Raw genomic sequence first — 24436 nt, 5'->3', positions numbered from 1 at the left:
ATCCGCATGAGCGCGACCCCGATGCATTTCGTCCCCTCCGCAGATTTCAAGGCGCGCTCGCGCGCGGCGCTCGACGACCCCAAGCTGCGCAGCAGCTTCCGCGGCGCGATGGACTTCCTGCAGAACAAGCGCGCGATCCAGTTTCCCGACGGCGACGAGCTGCAGGCGCTGCGCGATCTCGGCGAGGCGGTGCGCCAGCACGCGCTGGCGCATCTGCCCCAGCTGCTGGAGCAACTGGAAGCGAAGCTGACCGAAGCGGGCGTGCAGGTCCATTGGGCACAGACCCCCGACGAGGCCAACGCGATCATCGCCGGCATTGCCGAGCGCCACGGCGCCCGCAGCGTGATCAAGGGCAAGTCGATGGCCAGCGAGGAGATCGCGCTGAACCATTACCTGGCCGAGCGCGGCATCCGCAGCCTCGAGTCGGACATGGGCGAATACATCGTCCAGCTGGCCGGCGAAGGCCCCTCGCATATCGTGATGCCGGCGATCCACAAGACGCGCGGCGATATCGCCGCGCTGTTCGCGCAGCATATCCCCGACACGCCCTACACCGAGGACGTCGACACGCTGATCCAGACCGGCCGCCGCGCGCTGCGTCACGCCTTCGTCGAGGCCGATATCGGCCTGTCCGGCGTCAACTTCGCCGCCGCCGATACCGGCACGCTGTGGCTGGTGGAAAACGAGGGCAACGGCCGGCTGTCGACCACCGTGCCGCCGGTCCATATCGCGATCATGGGCATCGAGAAGGTGGTGGCGAGCCTGGACCATATCGTGCCGCTTGCCACATTGCTGACGCGCTCGGCCACCGGCCAGGCGATCACCACCTACTTCAACCTGATCACCGGTCCGCGACGCGCCGGCGAGCTCGACGGCCCGCGCGAGATGCACGTGGTGCTGCTCGACAACGGCCGCACCCAGGCCTATGCCGACGCGCAACTGCGCGCGACGCTGCAGTGCATCCGCTGCGGCGCCTGCATGAACCACTGCCCGGTCTATACCCGCATCGGCGGGCACGCCTACGGCACGACCTATCCGGGCCCGATCGGCAAGATCATCTCGCCGCATCTGCTGGGACTGGACGCCACCGCCGACCTGCCGACCGCGTCGAGCCTGTGCGGCGCCTGCGGCGAGGTTTGCCCGGTGCGGATTCCGATTCCCCAGTTGCTGATCCGGCTGCGCACCGAGGCCAACCGCAATCCCGACGAGGCGGTGCAGCACCCCTTGCGCGGCCAGGGCGCGCGCTACAGCCGTGGCGAACAGCTGATCTGGCGCTTCTGGCGCGGCGCGTTCGCCCATCCGCGCCTGTATCGGCTGTTCCGCTGGGCGGCGACGCGGCTGCGGGCCTTCACGCCATCGCGGCAGATGGGGTGGACCGACCACCGGGAGCCCCTGCGGCCGGCCGCGCGCAGCCTGGCCGATCTGCTGCGCGAGCGCGGACAACCCGAATAAGCCCGGCACCCTCGCCGACAAGAGCCCCTCGTCCCCGCCAAAGCGCGGACCCAGCGGCTTCCGAAGACGCTGGATTCGCGCATTCGCGGCAACGACGCGGTGGCAACCGCAACCTCGTCGGTGGCTTCGCCGGCCACGATTTTTTCCTTTCTAGACTCGCATCCCTCGGAGGAGACCGATATGCAAACCTGGCAACAGGTCTATATGCCGCTGGGCAGCCTGTGGCTGTCCTCGCTGGCGGCCGCCATTCCCATCCTGTTCTTCTTCGTCGCGCTGGCGCTGCTGCGCATGAAGGGCCATGTGGCCGCCGCGATCACGCTGGCGCTCGCGCTGGCCGTGGCCATCGCCGGCTACGGCATGCCGGTGCCGCAGGCGCTCGCCGCCGCGGGCTACGGCTTCCTGTACGGCCTGTGGCCGATCGCCTGGATCATCGTCACCGCGGTGTTCCTCTACAAGATCGTCGTCAAGACGGGCCAGTTCGACGTGATCCGCGCCTCGGTGCTGGCGATCACCGACGACCAGCGCCTGCAGGTGCTGCTGATCGGCTTCGCCTTCGGCGCCTTCCTCGAGGGCGCAGCGGGCTTCGGCGCGCCGGTGGCGATCACCGCCGCGCTGCTGGTCGGCCTCGGCTTCAATCCGCTCTACGCGGCGGGACTGTGCCTGATCGCCAATACCGCACCGGTGGCCTTCGGCGCGATGGGCATCCCCATCATCGTGGCCGGCCAGGTCACCGGCATCGATCCCTTCCATATCGGCGCGATGGCCGGCCGGCAATTGCCGCTGCTGTCGCTGGCCGTGCCGTTCTGGCTGGTGTTCATGATGGACGGCGTCAAGGGCGTGCGCGAGACCTGGCCCGCCGCGCTGGTCACCGGCGCAAGCTTCGCGGTGACGCAGTACTTCACCGCCAACCATATCGGGCCGGAGCTGCCGGACATCACCTCGGCGCTCGTCAGCCTGGTGTCGCTGTCGGCCTTCCTGAAGGTGTGGCAGCCGCGCAGCGCGACGCGCACCGCCGGCGCCTCGCTGCGTGCCGGCCACGGCGGCGCCGCGGCGCTCGGCGGCTTCGGCGACATGGGCGGCTTGCCGACGATCGGCGCCACGAACCAGCGCAAGGCCTCGCCCTACACGCTCGCGCAAACGGTGCGCGCCTGGGCGCCGTTCGGCATCCTGACCGCGATCGTCACGGTCTGGAGCCTGCAGCCGTTCAAGGCCCTGTTCGCCTCCGGCGGCGCGCTGGCCGGCACGGTGCTGAAGTTCCCGGTGCCGTGGCTGGACCAGCTGGTCGTCAAGACCGCGCCGATCGTCGCCGCGCCCAAGGCCTACGATGCCGTGCTGAAGATCGACCTGCTGTCCGCCGTCGGCACCGCGATCCTGCTGACCGCGCTGATCTCCGCCGTGCTGCTGCGCATGTCGCCGCGCGCGCTGGTGGCGACCTTCGGCGAGACGCTGCTGGAGCTGCGCCGCCCCATCCTGTCGATCGGACTGGTGCTCGCCTTCGCCTTCGTTGCCAACTACTCGGGCATGTCGTCGACGCTGGCGCTGCTGCTCGCCGGCACCGGCGCGGCCTTCCCGTTCTTCTCGCCGTTCCTCGGCTGGCTCGGCGTATTCCTGACCGGCTCCGATACCTCGTCGAACGCGCTGTTCTGCTCGCTGCAGAGCACGACCGCGCATCAGATCGGCGTCTCCGACACGCTGCTGGTCGCCGCCAACACCACGGGCGGCGTGACCGGCAAGATGATCTCGCCGCAGTCGATTGCGGTGGCGTGCGCCGCGACGGGACTGGTCGGCCGAGAGTCGGAGCTGTTCCGCTTCACGGTCAAGCACAGCCTGCTGTTCGCGGTGATCGTCGGCATCATCACGATGGTGCAGGCGTATTGGTTGACGGGGATGATTCCGGGCTAGGACGCCGATCGCCACGTGCACGCTCTTCGATGGACGGCGGCGAAAAGCGAAAGCAGGGGATTGGGTGGGATGGGATAGTGCCGCATCGATCGAGTCGGTGCGCTGTTGGGCCACTACGATGACTGCCTGTGCCGACGATCGATGCCGACCGTTTTCACCTCTGCCCAAACATGTCCATGAGCACCGCCCACGATCCTTACGCCACCGGCGACGATGCAATGCCTATCGATCCTCATCGCTCGAGGCCTTTTCGACGCCGCGACGAGTCGATGTCCCGGGAAGACCTGGTCCATCTGGTCCGCAAGCAAGCCGCAGCAACCGTCGCACCGTGGGGAGTGTTCGCCGCCGTGGGCACCGGGATAGGCCTGATCCTCTCGGTAATGGGGTACATGAACTCCACCACTCAGGACAAGGTGGACAAGGGAACCGGCCCGCTCAGTGTTCAGATTGTCGAGTTGGACAAGCGGCTGAGCGGCCGGCTCGATGCGCTGGAGGGCCGGCTCGGAGCGCTGGAGGGCCGGCTCGGAGCGCTGGAGGTTCGAGTCGGGGCGGTTGAGACCCGGCTGGAGCGGATGGACGCCAAGCTCGACCGCCTGCTTGGCAAGTAGATCGCTGCGGGGCCCATCCGCATGCCGCCGCGAATGGCCCGCCCCTGCCTCCCCGCCTACTCCACCGTCGCGTAAGCCAGCGTCTTCGGCGTCTTGACGATGACCTCGGGTCGCTCGCCCACGATTACCGTGTCGTCGAGCCGGAAGCCGCCGAGTCCATAGACATACAGCCCCGGCTCGGCGGAATACACCTCCCCTGCCAGCAGGGGCCGCGTATTGAACGCCATGTCTTCCGGATACTCATGCAGCATCAGGCCGACGGCATGGCCCGTCCGGTGGAAGACGTACTGCGCGCAGTCGGCCCGCTCGATCACCTGCAACGCCGCGGCATCCATGTCGCACACGCGTTTGCCCAGCACCGCCGCTGCCACCGCGGCGTCGGTAGCTTCCGCGGCCACCGAGTACAGGCGGGCCTGCTGGTCCGTCGGCTTGCCGCAGAACCACGTGCGCTCGTTCTCGACGTAGAGTCCATTCAGGCGCGGCAGCACCAGGTTGACGATCGTGTCGCCCGCCGAGATGCGCGCGCCGCAAGCCGCGCCGTCGCCGTGGGGCGAAGCGGATGCGGGCCCGGACAGCGTCCAGCATTTGAGAATGTCGAAGTCCTCGCCGGGGAAACGGCGAGCGGCTTCCTCGACCATCAGGGCCGCCATGGCATGGTCCAGTTCCTGGACCAGCCGGCCCGCGCGGATGTTCTCGCGATAGCGATCCTGTACCCAATCGGTCAGCGCCCCGAGCTCGCGCATCACCTGCAGTTCCTCGGGATGCTTGACCCAACGCAGGCCACGCATGTCGCCCATGGACGGCCGCAGTGTCAGCTCGGGCAGATGGCGCTGTGCCGCCGTCAGGATCGGATGTGCGACATCGACGGCGATGCGCGACATGCCGAGACCCTTCTCAGCCAGAAGCCCGGCGACGACCTCGGGCAGCTGCGGCACCAGCGGCAGGCGATTGGCAACGCGTGGGTGCTCGGCGTAATAGGTGATATCCGACAACCATACCTTCCCCTTCTCGGTGGCGAAGCGCATATGGTTGGTCGACAGTTCGTTCATCACCGCGAAGGTGTCGCCATTACGCGGAACGACCACGAAGACCGGCCGTTCCCATGGCCATACGTCCAGCTGGAAGTTGGTCGCGAACTGGAAGAAGTCGGGCGTGCCGAAGACCAGCGCATCGACGCGCAGCCGATCCATCAGCTTGCGCATCGACGCCAGGCGGTATTCGTGGACGGCTTTTGTCAGATGAGGCATGGCTTGATCAGAGAGAAATGCCGAGTTTGCGGATGATCGGACCCCAGGCTTCGGAGTCGCGCTTCATGTAGCGCTCCACGTCCGTGGAGGGGCCCTTGATCGGTTCGAGGAACTGGAAGGCGAGTTTTTCCTTCAGTTGCGGGTCGTCCAGCGCCTGGTTGATATCGGCGTTGATCTCATGCACCAGCGCGGCCGGCGTTCCGGCCTTGGCGACGATCGCATACCAGCCCGGCACCGCGATGTCATAGCCCAGTTCCTTGAAGGTGGACACGTTGGGCAGCGCCGCAAGGCGCTTGTCGCCGGTGACGGCGAGCGGCACGAGCTTCTGTCCGGCGATGTTGGCGTGCACGCCCGCCACCACGTTCATCATCACCGGGGTCTGTCCGTTCATCAGGCTGGTGGCGCCGCCCGGGCCGTTGAAGGGGACATGCTGCAGCTTGATGCCGGCCTTTTCGGCCACCAGCTCCATCGCGAGATGGGTGGAGTTGCCGACGCCGCCCGATGCGAAGCTGATCTCGCCCGGACGCGCCCTGGCCATCTGCACGAACTCCTGCAAGGTCTTGACGCCCAGCGACGGTGCGGCGACGAATACAAAGGGCGAGTTCGCCAGCATCGCGACCCCGACCAGATCCTTCGACGGGCGATAGGGCAGCTTCGGATACAGATGAGGGTTGAAGCTCAGGTTCGACACGCCGGCAAAGAACAGCGTGTAGCCGTCGGCCGGCTGGGACAACACGTAGTTGATGGCCAGCGCGCCGTTGGCACCAGGCTTGTTTTCGACCACGACGGCCTGCTTCCACGCGTGTCCCAACCGTTCGGCCAGCGCCCGCGCCAGTACGTCGTTGCCCGTTCCGCCCGCCTGCGGCACCACCAGCCGTACCGGCCGGGCGGGGTAGGTTTCAGTCTGCCCGATACCCGGCAGCGCCGCCGCCAGCACTGCGCCCGCAGTCCAGCTCATCCATGTTCGCCGTTTCATGCTGCACTCACCTTGTCTTCGATCCATCCCGGCCGATCCATCCGGTCGATTCATCTCGGTCGAGAATCACTTCGACCGCCACCCGCGGCTGTCGAATCGAGACGCAATGTACCATGTGGTACATTGCCGGGTGTAGCGAGGGTATACGCGAATCACCGGGGGAAATCAGGGGCTGGTGCGTAGCGGCAGCGAGGGGATCAGGGCCGACGGTGGCGCGCCATCATTTCGGCGAAGTACTCGATGGCAGCGGTCGTGCCCTTGCGGTCGCCGGTGGTCACCAGATCGAGCAGCAGCCCGCGAATCGTGGCGACTTCGACGCGGGCGAGCAGCCTGGCCTCGGTGCGGCTCATCCCCAGATTGCGCTCGAAGCGTTCGGCCAGCATGCCGGTCCAGCTGCCGATCACGTCCTCGAGAAAGCCGCTGAAGCGTTCGCGGTCGCGGATGGCGCGGCCGTATATTTCGAACACCAGTTGCATGATGGGCAGGTAGTTCGACGCCGAGTATCGCTGCCAGGCGGAGACAAGCGCCGTCTTCGGATCCGTGCCTTCGGCCAGTGTCTGCTGCCGCGCCTGCTGTTCGGCATGCCGGATGCGATGCAGCAGCGCCTGCCAGAATCCGTCCGCGGAACCGAAGTAGTAGATCAGCATGCGATGGCTGGTACCCAGGGCCTCCGCGACGCTGCGCAGCGACAGATCGCCCAGGCCGTGGTTGAGCACATGCTCGGTGGCCGCATCCAGCAGTTGAAGGGCTTGCTCGCTGGTCGCGCGCTTGCTGGTGTCGGATTTCTTCGTGGGCATCGGGTAGCGGTCGGTAGGCGGGACAACGACAGGCAGCGTCGCGAACCGCGATTCTAGCCGCGGTCCGCCCCATCGCAAGCCATTCCGCCGCTACGCCCTGGCGGGCGAGGCGGCCCGGCGCTCAGGCCTGGACGATCGTCTCGAAGCCGCCGTAGATCATCCGCTGCCCATCGAAGGGCATGTTCTGCATGTCGTTCGCCAGCCGCGGATCGGCCAGCGACGCCTTCATGCCCTCGTCCCGCTTCTCGCGCGAGGGCCACTCGATCCACGAGAACACCACCGACTCGTCGTCCTTGCGCTGGACCGCCATGGTGAACGACGTGACCTTGCCCTCGGGCACATCGTCGCCCCAGCACTCGTACACCCGGAGGGCGCCGTACTCCTTGAACACCTGCGCGGCCTTCTGCGCCATTTCGCGGTAGGCCTCGCGATTGGCGGTGGGCACGGCAATGACAAAACCGTCGACATAGGACATGGTGGTCTCCTTGGGAATCGATTGGCACCGGCGCTCATGTCCGCGCCGGGTGGCGCAGCCGCACGCTCGGAATGCGTCTCGTTACCATAGTGCAAGAACCGCAATGTCCAAAGTGGACAGCAGGCCAGCCCTCCCGCCTGGCTCTTCCGCTTGACTCTCCCGCTTTACTCTCCCGCTTTACTCTCCCGCTTAACTCTCCCCGTCGCGAGGCAGGAAGCGGTCCCCCTCGGCCAGCGGCGCGAAGCGATAGGTCGCCGGCGTGCGCGACAGCTTCACCGGCGCGCCCAGCCCGCGATAGCCGCCCTCCATCTCGACCACCATCTCGCGATGCGCCGTATGGGGATGCTGCAGGGCAGCCGGCACCGACAGCACCGGCGCGCACGGCACACCGGCCTGCACCAGCGCGTCGGCCAGCGCCTTGCCGTCACGCGTGCCGAGCAGCGCCTCCAGTTCGGCCTTCAGCGCGGATCGATTGACCGAGCGCGCCCCGGCCGTCGCATAGCGCTCGTCGTCGGCCAGTGCGGCCACGCCAAGGTGCTCGCACAGGATGCGGAACTGCCGGTCGTTGCCGACCGCGAGAAAGATGGGATCGGTGGCGGTGGCCACCGTGTCGTACGGATAGATGTTCGGATGGGCGTTGCCCGTGCGCTGCGGCGCCTTGCCGCTCATGAACCAGTTGGCCGCGTGCGGATGCAGCAGCGACAGGCCGGAGTCATACAGCGCGGCCTCGACGAACTGCCCGCGGCCGCTGCGCTCGCGCTCCTGCAGGGCGAGCAGCACGCCAAGCGCGGCGTTCAGCCCGGTCACCATGTCGACCACCGGCAGGCCGACACGCAGCGCCTCGCCGTCCGCCTCGCCGTTGATGCTCATGATGCCCGCCATCGCCTGGATCGCGGCATCGTAGCCCGGCAGGCCGCCGAGCGGTCCGTCGGCGCCGAAGCCCGACACGCGGCAGTGCACCAGGCGCGGGAAGCGTTGCGACAGGGCCTCGTAGCCCAGGCCCCATTTCTCCATGGTGCCGGTCTTGAAGTTCTCGATCAGCACGTCGGCGTCGGCCAGCAGCGCAAGCAATACCTCGCGCTCGGCCGGCGCCGCCAGATCGAGCCGCATCACGCGCTTGTTCCGGTTCAGGCCGAAGTAGTAGGACGCCACGCCGTCCTTGAACGGCGGCCCCCACGTCCGCGTGTCGTCGCCCTGCGGCGGCTCGATCTTCAGCACATCGGCGCCGTGGTCGCCCAGGATCTGCCCGCAGTACGGGCCGCCCAGGATGCGCGACAGGTCGACCACCCGGATACCGGCGAGCGCGCCGGTGCTTGCTTGCGTCATCGGATTCCCTTGCTCGTTGCCATCGTCGGCGCCATCGTGGGCGCTGTCATCAATCCAGGTCGATCCGGCTCAGTCCAGTTGCGCGCCGGACTTCTGCACCACCGCGCGCCACTTGCCGACCTCGGCCTTGATGAAGCCGCCCAGTTGCTCGGGCTTGGTCGAGGGCGCGAACTCGAGCCCTTGCCCCTGCAGCGTCTTGCGGACCTCCGGCTGCTTCAGCGCGTCGGCAAAGGCCGCGTTGAGCTTGCCGATGACTTCCTTGGGCGTACCGGCCGGCGCCACCACGCCGAAGAACACCGACACGTCGAAGCCGGCGACGCCCTGCTCGGCGACCGTCGGCACATCGGGCAGCGCCTGCGAGCGCTCGCGGGTGGTCACGCCGAGCGCGCGCAGCTTGCCGCTCTTGATGAAGGGGAGCGCGGTCAGCACGTCGGTAAAGGTCATGCTGACCTGGCCGCCCAGCAGATCGTTCAGCGCCGGGCCGGTGCCCTTGTACGGAATGTGCTGGAAGTCGGTGCCCGCCAGGTTGTTGAACAGCACGCCGGCCAGGTGCGACGACGCGCCGTTGCCGGACGAGGCATAGGTCAGCTTGCCGGGATTGGCCTTGGCATAGGCGATCAGCTCGGTGACGTTCTTCGCCGGCACCGACGGATTGACCACCAGCACATTGGGCAGATGGCCGATCTGGATCACCGGCGTGAAGCTCTTGACCGGGTCGTAGTTGATCTTGCGATAGAGGCTGACATTGATCGCCAGCGGCGCCGAGGTGCCGAACATCAGCGTGTAGCCATCAGGCTCGGCGCGCGCGACGGCCTCCGCACCGATATTGCCACCGGCGCCGGCGCGGTTCTCGACTACCACCGGCTGGCCCAGCGTGTTCTTCAGCGAGGCGGCGAGCGTGCGCGCCATCGCGTCGGTCGGGCCGCCCGGCGGATAGGTCACTACCATCATGATCGGCTTGGACGGATAGTCCTTCTGCGCGAAGGCCGGCGCGATGCCGGCGCACAGCGTCAGCGTGGAAGCGGCGGCGAGCGCCGCGATGCGTTGCCATGGGGTCATGTCATGTCTCCTTGTCGGGCCATGCGCCGTCGGGATTCATCGTCCCGGGCGCTTGTTCGGATCGTTGTTGGTTGGGGATTCGCTGCGAGGCATTGCGCCTCGCGACGGGTGAGCCTGTGAGCCTGTGGGTCTATGGATCTGCGGGGTCGCGGGTCTGCCGGTGTGCGCGTCCGCGCGTCTGCGCGTCTGCGGGCCGCAGGGCCCCCGGGCCGGCGGACCGGCTGGTCGGGTCGCCAGTAGATCTTCAGAACAGATCGACCTGATCGACCGCCCCGGCCGGCTGCACCGCGCCTTCGGCCGCCGGCGCCACGGTGTCGGCCAGCCAGTCCGGCTCGGCGCCGCCCGCCAGCGGATCGCGCGGCAGCACGCGGTGGATCAGCACCAGCTGCGCCAGACGCATGCGGCGGACCGAGCCGATACGGCCCGCTTCCCACGCCATCGCTACCGCGCTGGTCACGTGGTACAGCGCGGATGCGGCCTGGCGCGCGAGCACATCGCCGGCGGCATCGGCCTGCGCGGCGTCGGCCGCCAGCGTGCAGGCGCGTTCCAGTGCGCGGTCGAACGCCGCGCGCGCGTTGGCGTGCATCAGCGTCTGCACCAGCAGAGATTGCAGATGGGCCCGCAGCACCGGCAGGGCGCCCTCGCGCCGGATCGCGCGCAGTACGTCGAGCGCGACGATATTGCTGGTGCCTTCCCAGATCGAGCCGAGGTGGGCGTCGCGCACCAGCCGCGGATCGCTCCATTCCTCGATGTAGCCGCAGCCGCCGCGAATCTCCATGGCGTCGCCGGTGACCTTGCGCGCATCGCGGCAGGCGCGGAACTTGATCAGCGGCGTCAGGATGCGCATCAGCGGATAGGCGTCAGCCTCGCCGGCGTCGGCCCGGCGCAGCGCCTCGGCGGTCTGGAACACCATCGTGCGGGCCTGCTCGGTCGGCAGCGCCAGCTTCAGCAACTGGCGGCGCATCAGCGGCATGTCGATCAGCCGCTTGCCGAAGGCACGGCGCTCCCGCGCGATGAACAGTCCTTCCGACAATGCCCGCCGCATCAGTCCGGCGGCGCGCACGCCGTTGGAGAGGCGCGAGTTGTTGATCATGTCCGCCATCTGCACGAAGCCGCGGCCCGGCTCGCCGACCAGCCAGGCGTGCGCGCCTTCGAGGCAGATCTCGCCGCTCGCCATCGAGCGCGTGCCCAGCTTGTCCTTCAGGCGGATGATGCGATAGTGGTTCGGGCTGCCATCGGCCAGCCGGCGCGGCAGCAGGAACAGCGACACGCCCTTGATGCCGTCGGGCGCACCATCCGGACGCGCCAGCACCATCGCCAGCTCGGCGTCGGGATTCGAGCAGAACCACTTGTCGCCGGTCAGGCGCCAGCCGCCCTGCGCCTCGGGATCGGGGATCGCGCGCGTGGCCGTGGCCGCCACATCGGAGCCCGCGCCCTGCTCGGTCATGAACATCGCGCCCTGGTACAGGTCCTCGAACACCTGCGTGGTCAGGTTCGGCAGGAAGCGCTCGACCAGCGCCGGATCGCCGAACTTGCGCAGCGTGCGCGTCAGCGAATCGGTCATCGACAGCGGGCAGCACAGGCCGAACTCCGCCTGCACGAACAGATAAGTCAGCGCGTACTTGGCGGCCGCCGGCATCGGCTGCGGCCAGCCCAGCACGCCGCCGCGATGCGATACCGCCGCCAGGCCGAACTCGGCAAAGGCCACGCGTTCGAGCTCGACATAGGCCGGATGCTTGTCGATGCGCTGCGCATCGATGCCGGTGCGCGTGCGATGCGTCAGCGTCGGCGGATGGTGATCGGCGGTATTGGCCAGCGCATCCAGCACGCCCCCCGCCAGCGCGCCCATCCGGTCCAGATGCGGCAACAGGTGCTGGTACAAGTCGGCCGGCAGATACAGCGGCAGCAGCGCGCGCAGGTCGGGATCGCTGGCAAACAGATTGACGCCATGCTGGTCCGGCACCGGATGTACGGACGGCGTCGCCGCGGCGGCGGGTTGCGATGAAACGTCCTGACGGACGGCGCTGGTCGGCATGCTTGTCTCCTCTTCCCACTTCTCGATATGCGGCCGGGACCGAGCCCGCCGGATGCTGGAATGTTCGAGGAAGCAGCGATTTGCGTCCAATACTAATAATGGCTTGGACGATATGTTTTTTGTATAGGCGCCCACACAGGGGATTCACCTCGCTACGCTCTCATGCGTCGCTTGCAGCGCTAGGGACAAACCCGCCCTGTCACACCACCAGACCGCAACGCGTTGCATACTGTCCCGCCACGGCCGAGCCGTGCGAGCCGGGCGGGACAGCCTGGCCGTCGTATCGACACCGTCGCATCGACACCATACAAAGGAGACAACATGCAACGACGCCAAATCCTGCGCCTGGCCGGCGCGGCATGGGCGGCGGGCGTGGCCGGGATGCCGGTCGGACGCCTGCACGCCGAGGACTTTCCCAGTCGTCCCATCAAGCTGATCGTGCCCTACGGCGCCGGCGGCATCACCGACCAGATCGGCCGCGCGCTGGCCGATGCGGCCGGGCGCGAGCTGGGCCAATCGATCATCGTCGAGAACAAGCCCGGGGTCAGCGGCACGCTGGGCGCGACGCAGATGGCCACCAGCGAGCCCGACGGCTATACGCTGACGATGGCGCCGGTGGTGATCTTCCGCTTGCCGCACGTGCAGAAGATGCGCTACGACCCGCTGAAGGACCTGACCTATATCTCGATGATCGCGGACTACAACTTCGCGGTCGCGGTGCGCACCGATGCCAAGTGGAAGACCATGCAGGAGCTGGTGGCCGAAGCCAAGGCGTCGAGCCGCGGCATCAGCTACGGCACCACCGGCATCTACGGCAGCCAGCATCTGACGATCTCGGAACTGGCGCGCATCACGCAATCGAACTGGACGCATGTCCCGTACAAGGGCGACGCCGAGGCCATCACCTCGCTGCTGGGCGGCCAGTGCGACGTGGCGATGCTGACCAACACGCTGCTGCCCTATGTGAAGAACGGCCAGTTGCGCGTGCTCGCGGTGCTGTCGGAAAAGCGCGCGCCGGACTTCCCCGATGCGCCGACGCTCAAGGAGATCGGCTATCCGGTCTGGTCCAATTCGCCGTTCGGCATCGTCGGCCCCGCCGGCATGAAGCCCGAGGTCGTCAAGAAGCTCGACACCGCGTTCCGCAACGCGCTGAAGGACCAGAAGCTGCTGACGGTGACGCAGCAGTACGGCATGTCGACCAACTATATGGGTCCGGAGCAGTACACCGCCTATGCGCAGAAGGCCTTCAAGAGCGAGGGGGCGATCATCCGGCGGCTGGCCGAGGCCATGAAGAACCAGTAAGGATTCATTCAGGGTTCATTCAGGGTTCATTCGCCGGCGCCGCGGCCGAGTTCGCGCAGCAGCGTCTGCTGCGACTCGGTCAGCGCGCGCAGCCGCGACGGCAGATCGATGACCACCGTCAGCAGCAGATCGCCGGTCTTTTGTTTGGCGCGATCGTGCAGGCCCATGCCGCGCACGCGGATCACGGTGCCGCTGCGCGTCATCGCCGGGATCTCGGCCATCACGGTCTTGCGAAAGCGCACCACCGGCACGCGGCCGCCGAGGCAGGCCAGCACGAAGTCGATCTTCAGTTCGCGCGTCAGGTCCAGCCCATCGACGCCGAACACGCGGTCCTTGCGCACCCGGACCTTGCACATCAGATTGCCGTTGGGGCCGCCGTCGATGCCGGCACCGCCCATGCCGCGGGCGCGCAGCACGGTGCCGTCGATCACGCCCGGCTTGATCTGCACGCGCAGTGCCTTGTCGACGCGGACCTTGCCGGTCCCGCCGCAGGCGTCGCAGGGAGCCGGCTCGACGCCGCGACCCGCGCAGCGCTCGCAGGCGCCATACGCGTGGAACAGGCCGCGTCGCACCTGGCCCGTGCCGGCGCACGGCTTGCAGGCCATCATGCGGATGCCGCGTGCATCGCAGTGCAGGCAATCGACGGTCATCCTGACGCGGGTCGATGCCATGCCGCCCAGCACCGCCGTTTCCAGCGCGATGCTGGTCTCGCACAGGTAGTCGACGCCGGCCTTGCCCTGCGCGTTGCGGCGCGGGCCGCCATGCGGCCAGGCCTCGCGGGCGGGACGCGGTCCGTGGGCGCCGCGGCCGTTGCCGGTGCCATTGCCCGCGCCATTGCCGGCGCCGTGGCTGGAACCGCCACGCGGCGCGGCGCGCTCGGCGTCATAGGCCATCCGGCGGCCGGCATCCTTGAGCACCGCGAAGGCATGCTGCAATCGCTTGAACCGCTCTTCCGCGGCCTGCGGATCGTCCGGATTGCGGTCCGGATGCCACCGCATGGCCAGCCGCCGGTACGCCTGCCGGATCTCGTCCGCCGTGGCCGTCGGGGCAACGCCTAGGGTCTGGTAGTGGTCATGGTGCGTCACGGGGGCCTTGTGTTCGCCGTTGGCGCAGCCCGCACTGCTGCTGCGCGCTACCTGTTCAGCCGGCACATCGAAGGGATAACGGCATGCCGCGCGCAAACTGTAGGCATAGAATGAGGCCCGCTTCTCCGTTACCGGCGCTCGTTACCGGCCCGTTACCGGCCCGTTATCGCGCCGGTTGCCGCGCCGGTTGCCGCGCCGGTTGCCGCCCTCTTCAACGAACCTTCATCGAAGCGTCATCGAACGCCGCCCTGCCATGGAGTTCCGCCATCTGCGCTATTTCCTCGTGCTGGCCGACGAGCTGCACTTCGGCCGCGCCGCGCGCCGGCTGTCGATCTCCCAGCCGCCGCTGTCGCTGAACATCCAGCAGCTGGAGGCGTCGGTCGGCGCCCGGCTGTTCGAGCGCGACAGCAAGGGCGTGAGGCTGACCGCGGCGGGCCGGGCCTTCCGCGAATCCGCCACCGCGCTGCTGGCGCAGGCCGAGGAGGCGCGGCTGCTGGCCCGGCAGATCGAAGCCGGCGCCGTGGGCCGGCTGCGCGTGGGCTTCGTCGGGTCGATGCTGTATCGAGGCCTGCCCCAGAAGCTGCAGCAGTTCGAGGCCGACCAGCCCGGCATCCAGATCGCGCTGACCGAACTCAATTCGCAGGAACAGATCGAGGCGCTGCTGCACGGGCAGCTCGACGTCGGCTTCATCCACACCAGCCGGGTGCCGGACGAGCTGGCGGCGCGGCTGATCCACAGCGAGCCCTTCGTCTGCTGCATGCCGGCCGCCCATCGGCTGGCAACCCGGCGGACCATCGCGCTGACCGAGCTGCGCGGCGAGCCGTTCGTGCTGTTCTCCCGCAATGCGTCGCCCGACTACTACGCGCGCATCGTCGACATGTGCGCGGCCGAGGGCTTCTACCCGCAGATCCGCCACGAGGTCCGGCACTGGCTGTCGGTGGTGTCGCTGGTCTCGCAGGGAATGGGCGTGGCGGTGGTGCCGGCGGCCCTGCGGCATTCGGCGCTGGCCGGCGCGGCATTTCGGCCGCTGAAGCACAGCACCGTGCCGTCGGAGGTCTATTGCGTCTGGAAGGCGGCGCCCGATCATCCGGCGCGCGATCGCTTCGTCGGCATCTTCCCCACGCCGGCCGCGCGGCAACGGACCGCCTAGCGGGCCGACGCCGCGCGATACGCGCGGATGCGCTCGCGCAAACCGGGCCGCGCGGCCGAATGGACCAGCGCGGCGAGCTGCCTGGCGAGTTCGTCGCCGTCTGCGCGGGAGGCGGCATGGATCGCCGCCTGCGTGTCGGTGTCGAGCCGGCGCGCCTGACGCGCCAGCGCCTCCAGCGCGGTGTCGGGCTTGCCGTGTTCGTCGGCCTCGAAGTCCCGCGAGGCCAGGCCCGTGGCGAGGGCCGTGTCGGCATCGATGGTGGCGCCGGCGCCGATCCATTGGCGCGCCAGTGTCGGCCCGACGCGGGCGGCAAGCCGCGCGGTCCCCAGCACCAGCCCGAAGGCCGCGCCGGGGAAGGCGAAGCGGCTGTCGGCCGCCACCCAGCATTGTTCGCAGGCCGCCGCCAGATCGGCGCCGGCGCCCATGGCCCGGCCGTGGACCCGCGCGACGGTGGTGAATGGCGCCGTATAGACGGCCTGCAGCATCAGTTCGACGCGGACGAAGCGGGCCAGCAGCGTGTCATCCGTTTCGCCGTCGAGGTCGGCGAGGTCGAAGCCGGTGCAGAAGTGTTTGCCCGCGCCTTCGATCAGCAGCAGCCGCGTGCCGTCGCGCTGGCAGGCGAGGACCGCGTCGTGCATCGCCTGCACCAGTTCGGCCGACAAGGCATTGCCCCGTTGCGGACGATTCAGCGTCAGTCGCGTGATATCGCCTTGCCGGTCGACCAGCAGCGCCGGCTGCGCGGTGGCGGCGACGGTCGATGCGTCGTCAGACATCGGCAGCGGCCCACAGATTCGGCGCGAAGCGGTTGGCATAGCCGGAGACGAACTCCTTCGGCGCGCCGGTCGCGGGATCGAAGACATGGCGGCGAATGCGGCCGATATTGCCGCCGTACAGGTGGACGCTGACCGAGACGCGGTCGTCGAAGGCATTGCGCACGCGGTGGATGTCGCCGAGCGACGGCGAAACCGCCGCCACCTGCCCGGCCTCGAGCCGGGTTTCCTCGCCGTCCTGATGGATGCCTCGATCGTCGAGGCGATAGCGGATGTCGATCTCGGCCCCGCGCAGCACGCCGATCCAGCCCCACACCGTGTGGTCGTGCACCGGGGTCTGCTGGCCCGGCCCCCAGACGAAGCTGACGACCGAGAAGCGATCGAGCGGATCGCCGTACAGCAGGTATTGCTGGTAGTAGGTCGGATGCGGCTGCGCCAGTTCGTCGGGCAGCCAGTCGTCGCGGGCGACCAGCGCCTGCAGCAGGGGCCGCGTGCCTTCGAGCAAGGCCGCCTCGTCGCGGTCGGGTCCTTCCATCAGCGACGTGACGCCGGCAACGAAGGTCCGCAGCGGTTCGATGGTGCGACTCATGGCGTTTTCTCCTGCGTTTGCTTCTGCGTTCGTTCCTGCGATTGCTTCTGCGTTTGCCCCTGCTGCTCCTGCCCGGCGCCGCCGGCATGGGCGGCGCGAACCGCCTCGGTATGCTCGCCGAGCGCGGGCGGCGGCCGGCGCACCGGCAGACCCATGCCGTCCAGCCGCAACGGCGAGACGAAGGTCCGCGTCGCCACGCCGCTCGGCAGCGTCAGCGGGCGCACCCACTCCATATGTTCGACCTGCGGATCCTGCAGCGCGGCGGCGTAGTCGTTGATGCGCGCGTGCGGCACGCCGGCGGCCTGGAAGGCCGCGATCCAGTGATCGACGCCGGCGCGGGCAAAGCGCTGCTCCAGCAGGTCCTTCAACGCGACCTGGTTGGCCGCGCGATCACGGGTGGTGGCAAAGCGGGGGTCCTCGGACAGTTCGGGCATCTCGACCACGCGCACGACCTCGAGCCACAGCTTCTGGTTGCCGGCCGCGATCGCGAAGTAGCCGTCGGCCGCCTGGAACGCCTGGTACGGCGCGTTGCGTGGATGCGCCGAGCCGAGCTTGGCCGGGCTGCGGCCGGTGCCGAAGTACTCGCTGGTCTGCAGCGCGGCGATGCCCAGCGTGCAGCCATACATCGGCACATCGATATGCATGCCGGCGCCGCCGGCGCGCACGCGGGCCAGCGCGCTGGCAATGGCGAAGGCCCCGTACAGGCCGGACGCGAAGTCCGCCAGTGGCACGCCACACTTGACCGGGGCGCCGTCCGGCTCGCCGGTCACGCTCATCACGCCGGCGGCGGCCTGGATGGTCAGGTCGAAGCCGCCTTCGGTGGCGCGCGGCCCGCTCTGGCCATAGGCCGACACCGAGCAGTAGACGAGCCCCGGGTGGTCCTCGCGCAGGCTCGCATAGCCCAGCCCCAGGCGGTCCATCACGCCAGGCCTGTTGTTCTCGACCACCACGTCGGCCTCGAGCATCAGTTGGCGCGCCAGCGCGACGTCTTCCGGCTGCTTCAGGTTCAGCACCACCGAGCGCTTGTTGCGATTCAGCGAGGCGAAGTTCTCCGAGAAGCCGGCCGAAATCGGGGGCCATTGCCGCAGCGTATCGCCGTCGGGCGGCTCGATCTTGACGACGTCGGCGCCCATGTCGGCCAGCAGCATGCCGCAGAACGGCCCGGCGGCGACCGTGCAGAACTCCAATACCTTGACGCCGGCGAGCGGCAGATCCTTCTCGTTCAGATCGGACATGACAGGGGCAGCGATGGGAATGGCGCCGGTTGGGCGGGGAGGCACGCCCGGGGGCCGGGTTGCCGGCGCCCGGGCATGCGAGGCATTATATGGACGTGCCGGAATACGGGACAACGGTTCCGTATATGAGAACGCCCAGGCTGGGCACGCAAGCCGCCAAACCATGAACAACACCCTGATCAAAGGCCTCGGCATCGTCGAACTGCTGGCGCACAGCGACCGGCCGCTGGGACTGACCGAGATTGCCAACCGGCTCGGCATGGCCAAGAGCAATGTCCATCGGTTGCTGCAGGCGCTGACCGAGCTGCGCTATGTGATCCGCGACGAGGACACCGCGGCCTACAGCGCGTCGATCAAGCTGTGGGAGCTGGGCTCGGCCGTGCTGGGCCGGCTGGATCTGCGCCGCCACGCCGAGGGCTGGATGGAAAGGCTGATGCACGACAGCGGCGAAAGCGTCCACCTGTCGGTGCTCGATCGCGGCGAGGTCGTCTACGTGCACAAGATCGACAGCCCCAATCCGGTCCGCGCCTACACCCAGATCGGCGGCCGCGCGCTGGCGCACTGCGTGGCGACAGGCAAGGCCATGCTGGCTTTCCAGCCGCCCACCGTGCTGCAGCGGATGTCGACCGCGCTAGAGAGCGCCACCGCCAATTCGATCGTCGAACCGGCGCGCTTCCTGCAGGAGATGGACAAGGTGCGGCGGCAGGGCTATGCGGTCAATCGCGGCGAATGGCGGGAGTCGGTCCATGGCGTGGCCGCGCCGATCGTCGACGGGCATGGCCAGGTCTTCGCCGCGGTCGGCCTGTCCGGGCCGGCGGAGCGCTTCAAGCCGCAGAAGCTGCGCACGTTCGCGGAAATGGTCCAGCACGCCGCGGCCGAGATTTCGTCGAGCCTGCGTGGCGGCACCCGGCACGGCGCGCTCGCGCTGGCCACGCGCGGCATGGTGACCACCGGCCGCTGAACCCCGCGCCAAACCGCATTACCCCCCATCGGAAGGGCCTCGGCGCGTTCGAGTGTTCCGCGAAAGCCACAACAGCCTCGGATTGGTGCAGCGCGCATAGGCCGCTCCAAGATTCACCTTATAATGCCGCCACCTGGCCGACACCGAACGGACTTACCCGGTCCTCATCGGTGCGGTGGGCAGGCGGGCGATTGGCCTGCGCAATAACAAGAACGTGGTCAAGTAGTGCCCTTTCAGGCCTGAGCCGCGGTCGTGCATGCGCGCCCCCGACCAGCCTGTCAAGTCGCCGGGGAGTTCTTCGATTTTGCGCACGTCCGAGGCCCGCGCCTGGATGATTCGAACAAACACGATCGAGGAGCTCCCAATGAAGCATTCCCGTCTTACCTCCCTTTCTCTGGCCGCCGCGCTGCTCACCCTGGGTGCCGCCGCGCATGCGGAAACCGTCAAGATCGCCATCGCCGGCCCGATGAGCGGCTCGGTCGCGCAGTACGGCGACATGGTCAAGGCGGGCGCGCTGACCGCCATCGAGCAGATCAACGCTGCCGGCGGCGCCGGCGGCAACAAGCTCGAAGTCGTGCTGATGGACGACGCCTGCGAACCGAAGCAGGCCGTGGCCGTCGCCAACAAGATCGTCAGCCAGAACATCCGCTATGTGATCGGCCACGTCTGCTCGGGCTCGACCATTCCGGCCGCGGACATCTACGAGAACGAAGGCGTCGTGATGGTGACGCCGTCGGCCACGGCGCCGCAGCTGACCGAAGGCAAGAAGCGCAAGATGATCTTCCGCACGATCGGCCGCGACGACCAGCAGGGCCCGGCCGCCGCGCAGTACATCATCGGCAAGGTCAAGCCCAAGAAGGTCGCCGTGCTGCACGACAAGCAGTCGTACGGCCAGGGCATCGCCGCCTCGGTGCGCAAGGACCTGGAAGCGGCCAAGATCCCCGTGGTGCTGTTCGAAGGCATCAACGCCGGCGATTCGGACTACTCGGCCGTGATCACCAAGCTGAAGTCGCAGGGCGTGGACTTCGTCTACTTCGGCGGCTATCACCCCGAGATGGGCCTGCTGCTGCGCCAGGCGCGCGAGCAGGGCGTCAAGGCGACGTTCATGGGACCGGAAGGCGTCGGCAACAAGGACGTCACCGCGATCGCCGGCCCGGCTTCGGAAGGCATGCTGGTCACGCTGCCGGCCGACTTCTCGGCCGACCCTGCCAACGCGGCGCTGGTCAAGGCCTTCGCCGACAAGAAGCGCGATCCGAACGGTCCGTTCCAGATGCCGGCCTACGCGGGCGTCAAGATCATCGCCGACGCGATCGCGGGCGCCAAGAGCACCGATCCGGTCAAGGTCGCGGCGTACATGCACAAGAACGCCTTCCAGACCCCGATCGGCAAGGTCGAATACGACGCGCAGGGCGACCTCAAGTCGTTCAAGTTCGTCGTGTTCACCTGGCACAAGGACGCCACCAAGACGGCCGCCAACTGATCGCCGGCGCGGTCCGTGCCAACGCCCCGTTCGTCACCGAACGGGGCGTTTTGATATGCCGGGCCGCTTCGATCGCGCCCTTCCCCGCGCGGGAAGGGCCCGCCGCGACAGGCACGCCGGCCTCACCGAAGCGGCCCGAACGGGCTGAACCCGGCCGACGTGCTGTACAGACGGGACGTACCCCATGAACGAATTCCTACCCCAATTCACCCAGCAGCTGGTCAACGGCCTGACGCTGGGTGCGATCTATGCGCTGATCGCCATCGGCTACACGATGGTCTATGGCATCATCGGCATGATCAATTTCGCCCACGGCGAGATCTACATGATCGGCGCCTATGTGGGCCTGGTGACGCTGACCGCGATCGGCGTGGCCGCCGGTTATCCGCTGCCGCTGGTGCTGGGCGCCGCGCTGCTGGTGTCGGTGATCGTCACCGGCCTGTACGGCTTCGCGGTCGAGCGGGTCGCCTACCGGCCGCTGCGCGGCGGACCGCGGCTGGTGCCCCTGATCTCCGCGATCGGCATGTCGATCTTCCTGCAGAACTACGTGCAAATCGGCCAGGGCGCGCGCGACGTGTCGGTGCCGGTGCTGATCAGCGGCGCGCTCGAGCTCGAGATGGGCGGCGATTTCACGGTGACCGTGCCGTATTCGCGCCTGCTGATCGTCGGCGTGACGCTGGTGCTGATGATCGCGCTGACGCTGTTCATCGGCCACTCGCGCATGGGCCGCGCCTGCCGCGCCTGCGCCGAGGACATGCGCATGGCCAATCTGCTGGGCATCGACACCAACCGCGTGATCTCGTTCACCTTCGTGCTGGGCGCGATGCTGGCCGCCGCGGGCGGCGTGCTGATCGGGCTGACGATCGGCAAGCTGAACCCCTTCATCGGCTTCGTCGCCGGCATCAAGGCCTTCACCGCCGCGGTACTCGGCGGCATCGGCAGCATTCCGGGCGCGATGCTCGGCGGCGTGCTGCTGGGCCTGGCCGAGACCTTCGCCTCGGGCTACATGCCGGCCGAATACAAGGACGTGGTCGCGTTCGGCCTGCTGGTGCTGATCCTGCTGTTCCGTCCCACCGGCCTGCTGGGCAAGCCGGACGTGGAAAAAGTCTGAGGACCGCGCCATGAACTCCTCCATTTCGATGACGCAATCGCTGAAGAACGCCGTCTCGGCGGCGGTGCTGACCGCCATCCTGACGATCCCCATCCTCGGCCTGCAGCTCAAGCTCGAGGGCTATCGCGTGGTGCTCGAACCGCACTGGCGCCCGGTGTGGATCGCGGTGGCCGCGGTGTTCCTGTTCCAGCTGTTCAAGCCGGTGATCCACCGCACCACCTCGGCGGTCAGGCTGCCGGCGCTGCCCACGCTCGCGCCGGGGCAGCAGCGCGCCGCGGTCTGGGTGTTGCTGGCGGTCGGGCTGATCTGGCCGTTCTTCGGCTCGCGCGGCGCGGTCGACGTCGCCACGCTGGCGCTGATCTACGTGATGCTCGGCCTGGGCCTGAACATCGTGGTCGGCTTCGCCGGCCTGCTCGACCTCGGCTATGTCGGCTTCTACGCGGTGGGCGGCTACACCTATGCGCTGCTGAACCAGGCCTTCGGGCTGTCGTTCTGGGAATGCCTGCCGATCTCGGCCGGCATGGCCGCGCTGTTCGGCTTCCTGCTGGGCTTTCCGGTGCTGCGCCTGCGCGGCGACTACCTGGCCATCGTGACGCTGGGCTTCGGCGAGATCATCCGCCAGTTGCTGAACAACCTGACCAGCCTGACCGGCGGACCGGACGGCATCTATGGCATCCCGAAGCCGACCGTGTTCGGCATCCCGATGACCCGCAGCGCCGGCGAGGATGGTGCCCGCACCTTCCACGACCTGATCGGCCTGGACTACAGCGGCGAGCACATGGTGATCTTCCTGTACCTGCTCGCGCTGTTGCTGGTGGGACTGACGCTGTTCGTCACCAGCCGGCTGATCCGCATGCCGATGGGCCGCGCCTGGGAGGCGCTGCGCGAGGACGAGATCGCCTGCCGCTCGCTGGGCCTGAATCCGACCCGCATCAAGCTGTCGGCCTTCACGCTGGGCGCGACCTTCGCGGGCCTGGCCGGCGCGTTCTTCGCCGCGCGCCAGGGCCTGGTCAATCCCGAATCGTTCACCTTCATCGAGTCGGCGCTGATCCTGGCCGTGGTGGTGCTGGGCGGCATGGGTTCGCAACTCGGCGTGATCATCGCCGCGATCCTGCTGACGGTGCTGCCCGAGGTCGCGCGCGGCTTCGCCGAATACCGGATGCTGCTGTTCGGCCTGGTGATGGTGCTGATGATGATGTGGCGCCCGCAGGGCCTGTTGCCCGCCAGCCGCCCGCACGTGGAGTTGCCGCAATGAGTGCACAAAGCGCAGAACTGTTGAAAGTGTCCGGCCTGCAGATGCGCTTCGGCGGCCTGCTGGCGGTGGACGGCATCGATTTCAGCGTCCGCAACGACGAGGTGTTCGCCATCATCGGGCCGAACGGCGCGGGCAAGACCACGGTGTTCAATTGCGTCGGCGGCTTCTACAAGCCCACCGCGGGCGAGGTGATGCTGGACGACCGGCCCATCGCCGGCCTGCCGAGCCATATGGTGGCGCGCCAGGGACTGGTCCGCACCTTCCAGAACATCCGGCTGTTCAAGAACCTGACGGTGGTCGAGAACCTGATGGTGGCGCAGCATCGCCGCGTCAAATCGGGGCTGCTGCACGGGCTGTTCGCCACGCCGGCCTATCGCCGCGCCGAGCGCGAGGCGCTGGAGCGCGCCGCCGAATGGCTCGACCGCATGGGCCTGCGCGCGGTGGCCAACCGCGAGGCGGGCACGCTGTCGTACGGCCACCAGCGGCGGCTGGAGATCGCGCGCTGCATGATCACGCAGCCGCGCCTGCTGATGCTGGACGAACCGGCCGCGGGCCTGAACCCGCAGGAGAAGGTCGAGCTCAAGACGCTGATCGACCAGCTGCGGCGCGAGTTCGGCATCGCGGTGCTGCTGATCGAGCATGACATGAGCCTGGTGATGGGCGTGTCCGACCGCATCCTGGTGATGGAGCACGGCCGCCCGATCACCATCGGCAAACCCGAGGACGTGCGCAACGACCCGCGCGTGATCAAGGCATACCTGGGAGAGGACTGATGCTGAAGCTGGAACAGGTCCATACCCATTACGGCGCCGTCGAGGCGTTGTGTGGCGTATCGATCGAGGTCAACCAGGGTGAGATCGTCACGCTGATCGGCAGCAACGGCGCGGGCAAGACCACGCTGATGATGACCATCTGCGGCAGCCCGCGCGCGTCCAGCGGGCGCGTGCTGTTCGAGGGCCGCGACATCACCGGCTGCTCGACGCACGAGATCATGCGCATGGGCATGGCGATCTCGCCCGAGGGCCGGCGCGTGTTCCCCAGCCTGACCGTGCTGGAGAACCTGAAGATGGGCGCGTTCTTCGCCAAGCGCGACGAGATCGAGGCGGGCATCGAGCATGTGTTCAAGCTGTTCCCGCGGCTGGAGCAGCGCGCCTCGCAGCGCGCCGGCACCATGTCCGGCGGCGAGCAGCAGATGCTGGCGATCGGCCGCGCGCTGATGAGCCGGCCGCGGCTGCTTCTGCTCGACGAGCCGACCCTGGGTCTCGCGCCGATGATCATCGCGCAGATCTTCGACATCATCCGCACCATCCGCGAGGACGGCGTGACGGTGTTCCTGGTCGAGCAGAACGCCAACAAGGCGCTGCAGGTGGCCGACCGCGGCTATGTGCTGGAAACCGGCAAGGTGGTGCTGGCCGATACCGGCGCGAACCTGCTGGCCAACGATCAGGTGCGCAACGCGTACCTGGGTGGCTAGGGCGCGGTCGAAGCCAGGGCCGGGATCGACGCACCGCAGCCAGGCATCGGCCCGGCCACCGCAGCCTTTACCGGGGCGTCGGTGGCCGGGCCGCTGTCCTTCCGGCACCCCACGATGCCACAGGGCACATTGCGGTACGTCAGGCGG

Annotated in this window: 22 protein-coding genes; 11 read left to right on the top strand and 11 right to left on the bottom strand. The window is 68.2% G+C overall.

All coding sequences use genetic code 11. From position 1 onward, the window contains the following. Nucleotides 1-6 precede the first annotated feature (6 nt). The 3 genes from F1599_RS24650 (at nucleotide 7) to F1599_RS24640 (ending at nucleotide 3962) form a co-directional block, all read left to right on the top strand. A complete protein-coding gene (locus F1599_RS24650) occupies nucleotides 7-1452 on the top strand; it encodes a LutB/LldF family L-lactate oxidation iron-sulfur protein (RefSeq protein ID WP_150084816.1) in 1446 nt (481 codons plus the stop codon). A gap of 180 nt (nucleotides 1453-1632) precedes the next feature. Then, nucleotides 1633-3354: a lactate permease LctP family transporter gene (locus tag F1599_RS24645; protein WP_150084815.1), complete on the top strand. Its 1722-nt coding sequence runs from the start codon at nucleotides 1633-1635 to the stop codon at nucleotides 3352-3354. 176 nt (nucleotides 3355-3530) lie between these two features. Beyond that, the gene (locus F1599_RS24640; RefSeq protein ID WP_149318483.1) at nucleotides 3531-3962 is read left to right on the top strand and encodes a hypothetical protein; all 432 of its coding nucleotides are present in this window, start codon (nucleotides 3531-3533) and stop codon (nucleotides 3960-3962) included. Between the two features lie 56 nt (nucleotides 3963-4018). On the opposite strand, the gene F1599_RS24635 is transcribed toward F1599_RS24640, so the two are convergent. From F1599_RS24635 to F1599_RS24605, 7 genes are all read right to left on the bottom strand, one after another. Beyond that, a complete protein-coding gene (locus F1599_RS24635) occupies nucleotides 4019-5209 on the bottom strand; it encodes a M24 family metallopeptidase (RefSeq protein WP_150084813.1) in 1191 nt (396 codons plus the stop codon). A gap of 7 nt (nucleotides 5210-5216) precedes the next feature. After that, on the bottom strand, nucleotides 5217-6185 hold the full coding sequence (locus F1599_RS24630) for a Bug family tripartite tricarboxylate transporter substrate binding protein (protein ID WP_149318485.1): 969 nt from the start codon (nucleotides 6183-6185) through the stop codon (nucleotides 5217-5219). A 197-nt stretch (nucleotides 6186-6382) separates the two neighbouring features. Next, nucleotides 6383-6982 (bottom strand): TetR/AcrR family transcriptional regulator, encoded by a 600-nt coding sequence (locus F1599_RS24625; protein WP_149318486.1) that lies wholly within the window; start codon nucleotides 6980-6982, stop codon nucleotides 6383-6385. Nucleotides 6983-7103: 121 nt separating this feature from the next. Next, nucleotides 7104-7457, bottom strand: coding sequence for a DUF1428 domain-containing protein (locus F1599_RS24620; RefSeq protein ID WP_149318487.1), 354 nt, complete (start codon nucleotides 7455-7457; stop codon nucleotides 7104-7106). A 189-nt stretch (nucleotides 7458-7646) separates the two neighbouring features. Then, nucleotides 7647-8783, bottom strand: coding sequence for a CaiB/BaiF CoA transferase family protein (locus F1599_RS24615; protein ID WP_149318488.1), 1137 nt, complete (start codon nucleotides 8781-8783; stop codon nucleotides 7647-7649). A gap of 69 nt (nucleotides 8784-8852) precedes the next feature. Beyond that, complete coding sequence (locus F1599_RS24610; RefSeq protein WP_150084812.1) at nucleotides 8853-9842, bottom strand: Bug family tripartite tricarboxylate transporter substrate binding protein; 990 nt, start codon at nucleotides 9840-9842, stop codon at nucleotides 8853-8855. Nucleotides 9843-10086: 244 nt separating this feature from the next. Then, complete coding sequence (locus F1599_RS24605) at nucleotides 10087-11877, bottom strand: acyl-CoA dehydrogenase family protein (RefSeq protein ID WP_150084811.1); 1791 nt, start codon at nucleotides 11875-11877, stop codon at nucleotides 10087-10089. A 321-nt stretch (nucleotides 11878-12198) separates the two neighbouring features. Here F1599_RS24605 and F1599_RS24600 point away from each other — a divergent pair, with 321 nt between their 5' ends. After that, on the top strand, nucleotides 12199-13179 hold the full coding sequence (locus F1599_RS24600; protein WP_150084810.1) for a tripartite tricarboxylate transporter substrate binding protein: 981 nt from the start codon (nucleotides 12199-12201) through the stop codon (nucleotides 13177-13179). Nucleotides 13180-13205: 26 nt separating this feature from the next. Here the strand turns inward: F1599_RS24600 and F1599_RS24595 are convergent, their stop codons facing one another. Then, nucleotides 13206-14264 (bottom strand): DnaJ C-terminal domain-containing protein, encoded by a 1059-nt coding sequence (locus F1599_RS24595; protein WP_190286447.1) that lies wholly within the window; start codon nucleotides 14262-14264, stop codon nucleotides 13206-13208. 253 nt (nucleotides 14265-14517) lie between these two features. On the opposite strand from F1599_RS24595, the gene F1599_RS24590 reads away from it, so the two are divergent. Beyond that, nucleotides 14518-15414 carry a LysR substrate-binding domain-containing protein gene (locus F1599_RS24590; protein WP_149318493.1) on the top strand — a complete coding sequence of 299 codons (897 nt, stop codon included), beginning with the start codon at nucleotides 14518-14520 and terminating at the stop codon, nucleotides 15412-15414. On the opposite strand, the gene F1599_RS24585 is transcribed toward F1599_RS24590, so the two are convergent. Genes F1599_RS24585 through F1599_RS24575 form a run of 3 tightly spaced genes read right to left on the bottom strand, consistent with a single transcriptional unit; the run spans nucleotide 15411 to nucleotide 18008 of the window. After that, nucleotides 15411-16187 (bottom strand): enoyl-CoA hydratase/isomerase family protein, encoded by a 777-nt coding sequence (locus tag F1599_RS24585; protein WP_150084808.1) that lies wholly within the window; start codon nucleotides 16185-16187, stop codon nucleotides 15411-15413. The two genes, F1599_RS24590 and F1599_RS24585, sit on opposite strands and share 4 nt — an antisense overlap. Then, entirely contained in the window at nucleotides 16180-16773 is a 594-nt protein-coding gene (locus tag F1599_RS24580; protein ID WP_149318495.1) for a cysteine dioxygenase family protein, read from the bottom strand. The genes F1599_RS24585 and F1599_RS24580 overlap by 8 nt, the downstream gene beginning before the upstream one ends. Next, nucleotides 16770-18008 (bottom strand): CaiB/BaiF CoA transferase family protein, encoded by a 1239-nt coding sequence (locus F1599_RS24575; RefSeq protein ID WP_149318496.1) that lies wholly within the window; start codon nucleotides 18006-18008, stop codon nucleotides 16770-16772. Before F1599_RS24575 ends, F1599_RS24580 begins: the two co-directional genes overlap by 4 nt. 163 nt (nucleotides 18009-18171) lie before the next feature. Between F1599_RS24575 and F1599_RS24570 the strand changes: the two genes are divergently transcribed. The 6 genes from F1599_RS24570 to F1599_RS24545 all read left to right on the top strand — a co-directional run bounded on the left by F1599_RS24570 (nucleotide 18172) and on the right by F1599_RS24545 (nucleotide 24289). Continuing rightward, nucleotides 18172-18969, top strand: a complete 798-nt coding sequence (locus tag F1599_RS24570; protein ID WP_149318497.1) for an IclR family transcriptional regulator — start codon at nucleotides 18172-18174, stop codon at nucleotides 18967-18969. A gap of 364 nt (nucleotides 18970-19333) precedes the next feature. Beyond that, nucleotides 19334-20449 (top strand): branched-chain amino acid ABC transporter substrate-binding protein, encoded by a 1116-nt coding sequence (locus F1599_RS24565; protein WP_149318498.1) that lies wholly within the window; start codon nucleotides 19334-19336, stop codon nucleotides 20447-20449. A 184-nt stretch (nucleotides 20450-20633) separates the two neighbouring features. Continuing rightward, nucleotides 20634-21560: a high-affinity branched-chain amino acid ABC transporter permease LivH gene (gene livH, locus F1599_RS24560; RefSeq protein WP_006576581.1), complete on the top strand. Its 927-nt coding sequence runs from the start codon at nucleotides 20634-20636 to the stop codon at nucleotides 21558-21560. A gap of 10 nt (nucleotides 21561-21570) precedes the next feature. Beyond that, entirely contained in the window at nucleotides 21571-22815 is a 1245-nt protein-coding gene (locus tag F1599_RS24555) for a high-affinity branched-chain amino acid ABC transporter permease LivM (RefSeq protein WP_150084807.1), read from the top strand. Beyond that, nucleotides 22812-23588: a high-affinity branched-chain amino acid ABC transporter ATP-binding protein LivG gene (livG, locus tag F1599_RS24550; protein WP_149318500.1), complete on the top strand. Its 777-nt coding sequence runs from the start codon at nucleotides 22812-22814 to the stop codon at nucleotides 23586-23588. Before F1599_RS24555 ends, livG begins: the two co-directional genes overlap by 4 nt. Continuing rightward, nucleotides 23588-24289, top strand: a complete 702-nt coding sequence (locus tag F1599_RS24545) for an ABC transporter ATP-binding protein (protein WP_149318501.1) — start codon at nucleotides 23588-23590, stop codon at nucleotides 24287-24289. Before livG ends, F1599_RS24545 begins: the two co-directional genes overlap by 1 nt. The last annotated feature ends 147 nt before the right edge of the window (nucleotides 24290-24436 follow it).

This window comes from Cupriavidus cauae (genome assembly GCF_008632125.1).
Classification (GTDB): Bacteria; Pseudomonadota; Gammaproteobacteria; order Burkholderiales; family Burkholderiaceae; genus Cupriavidus; species Cupriavidus cauae.
The sequence above is the reverse complement of the archived record's forward strand: the minus strand, read 5'-3'. Positions and strand labels throughout refer to the sequence as shown.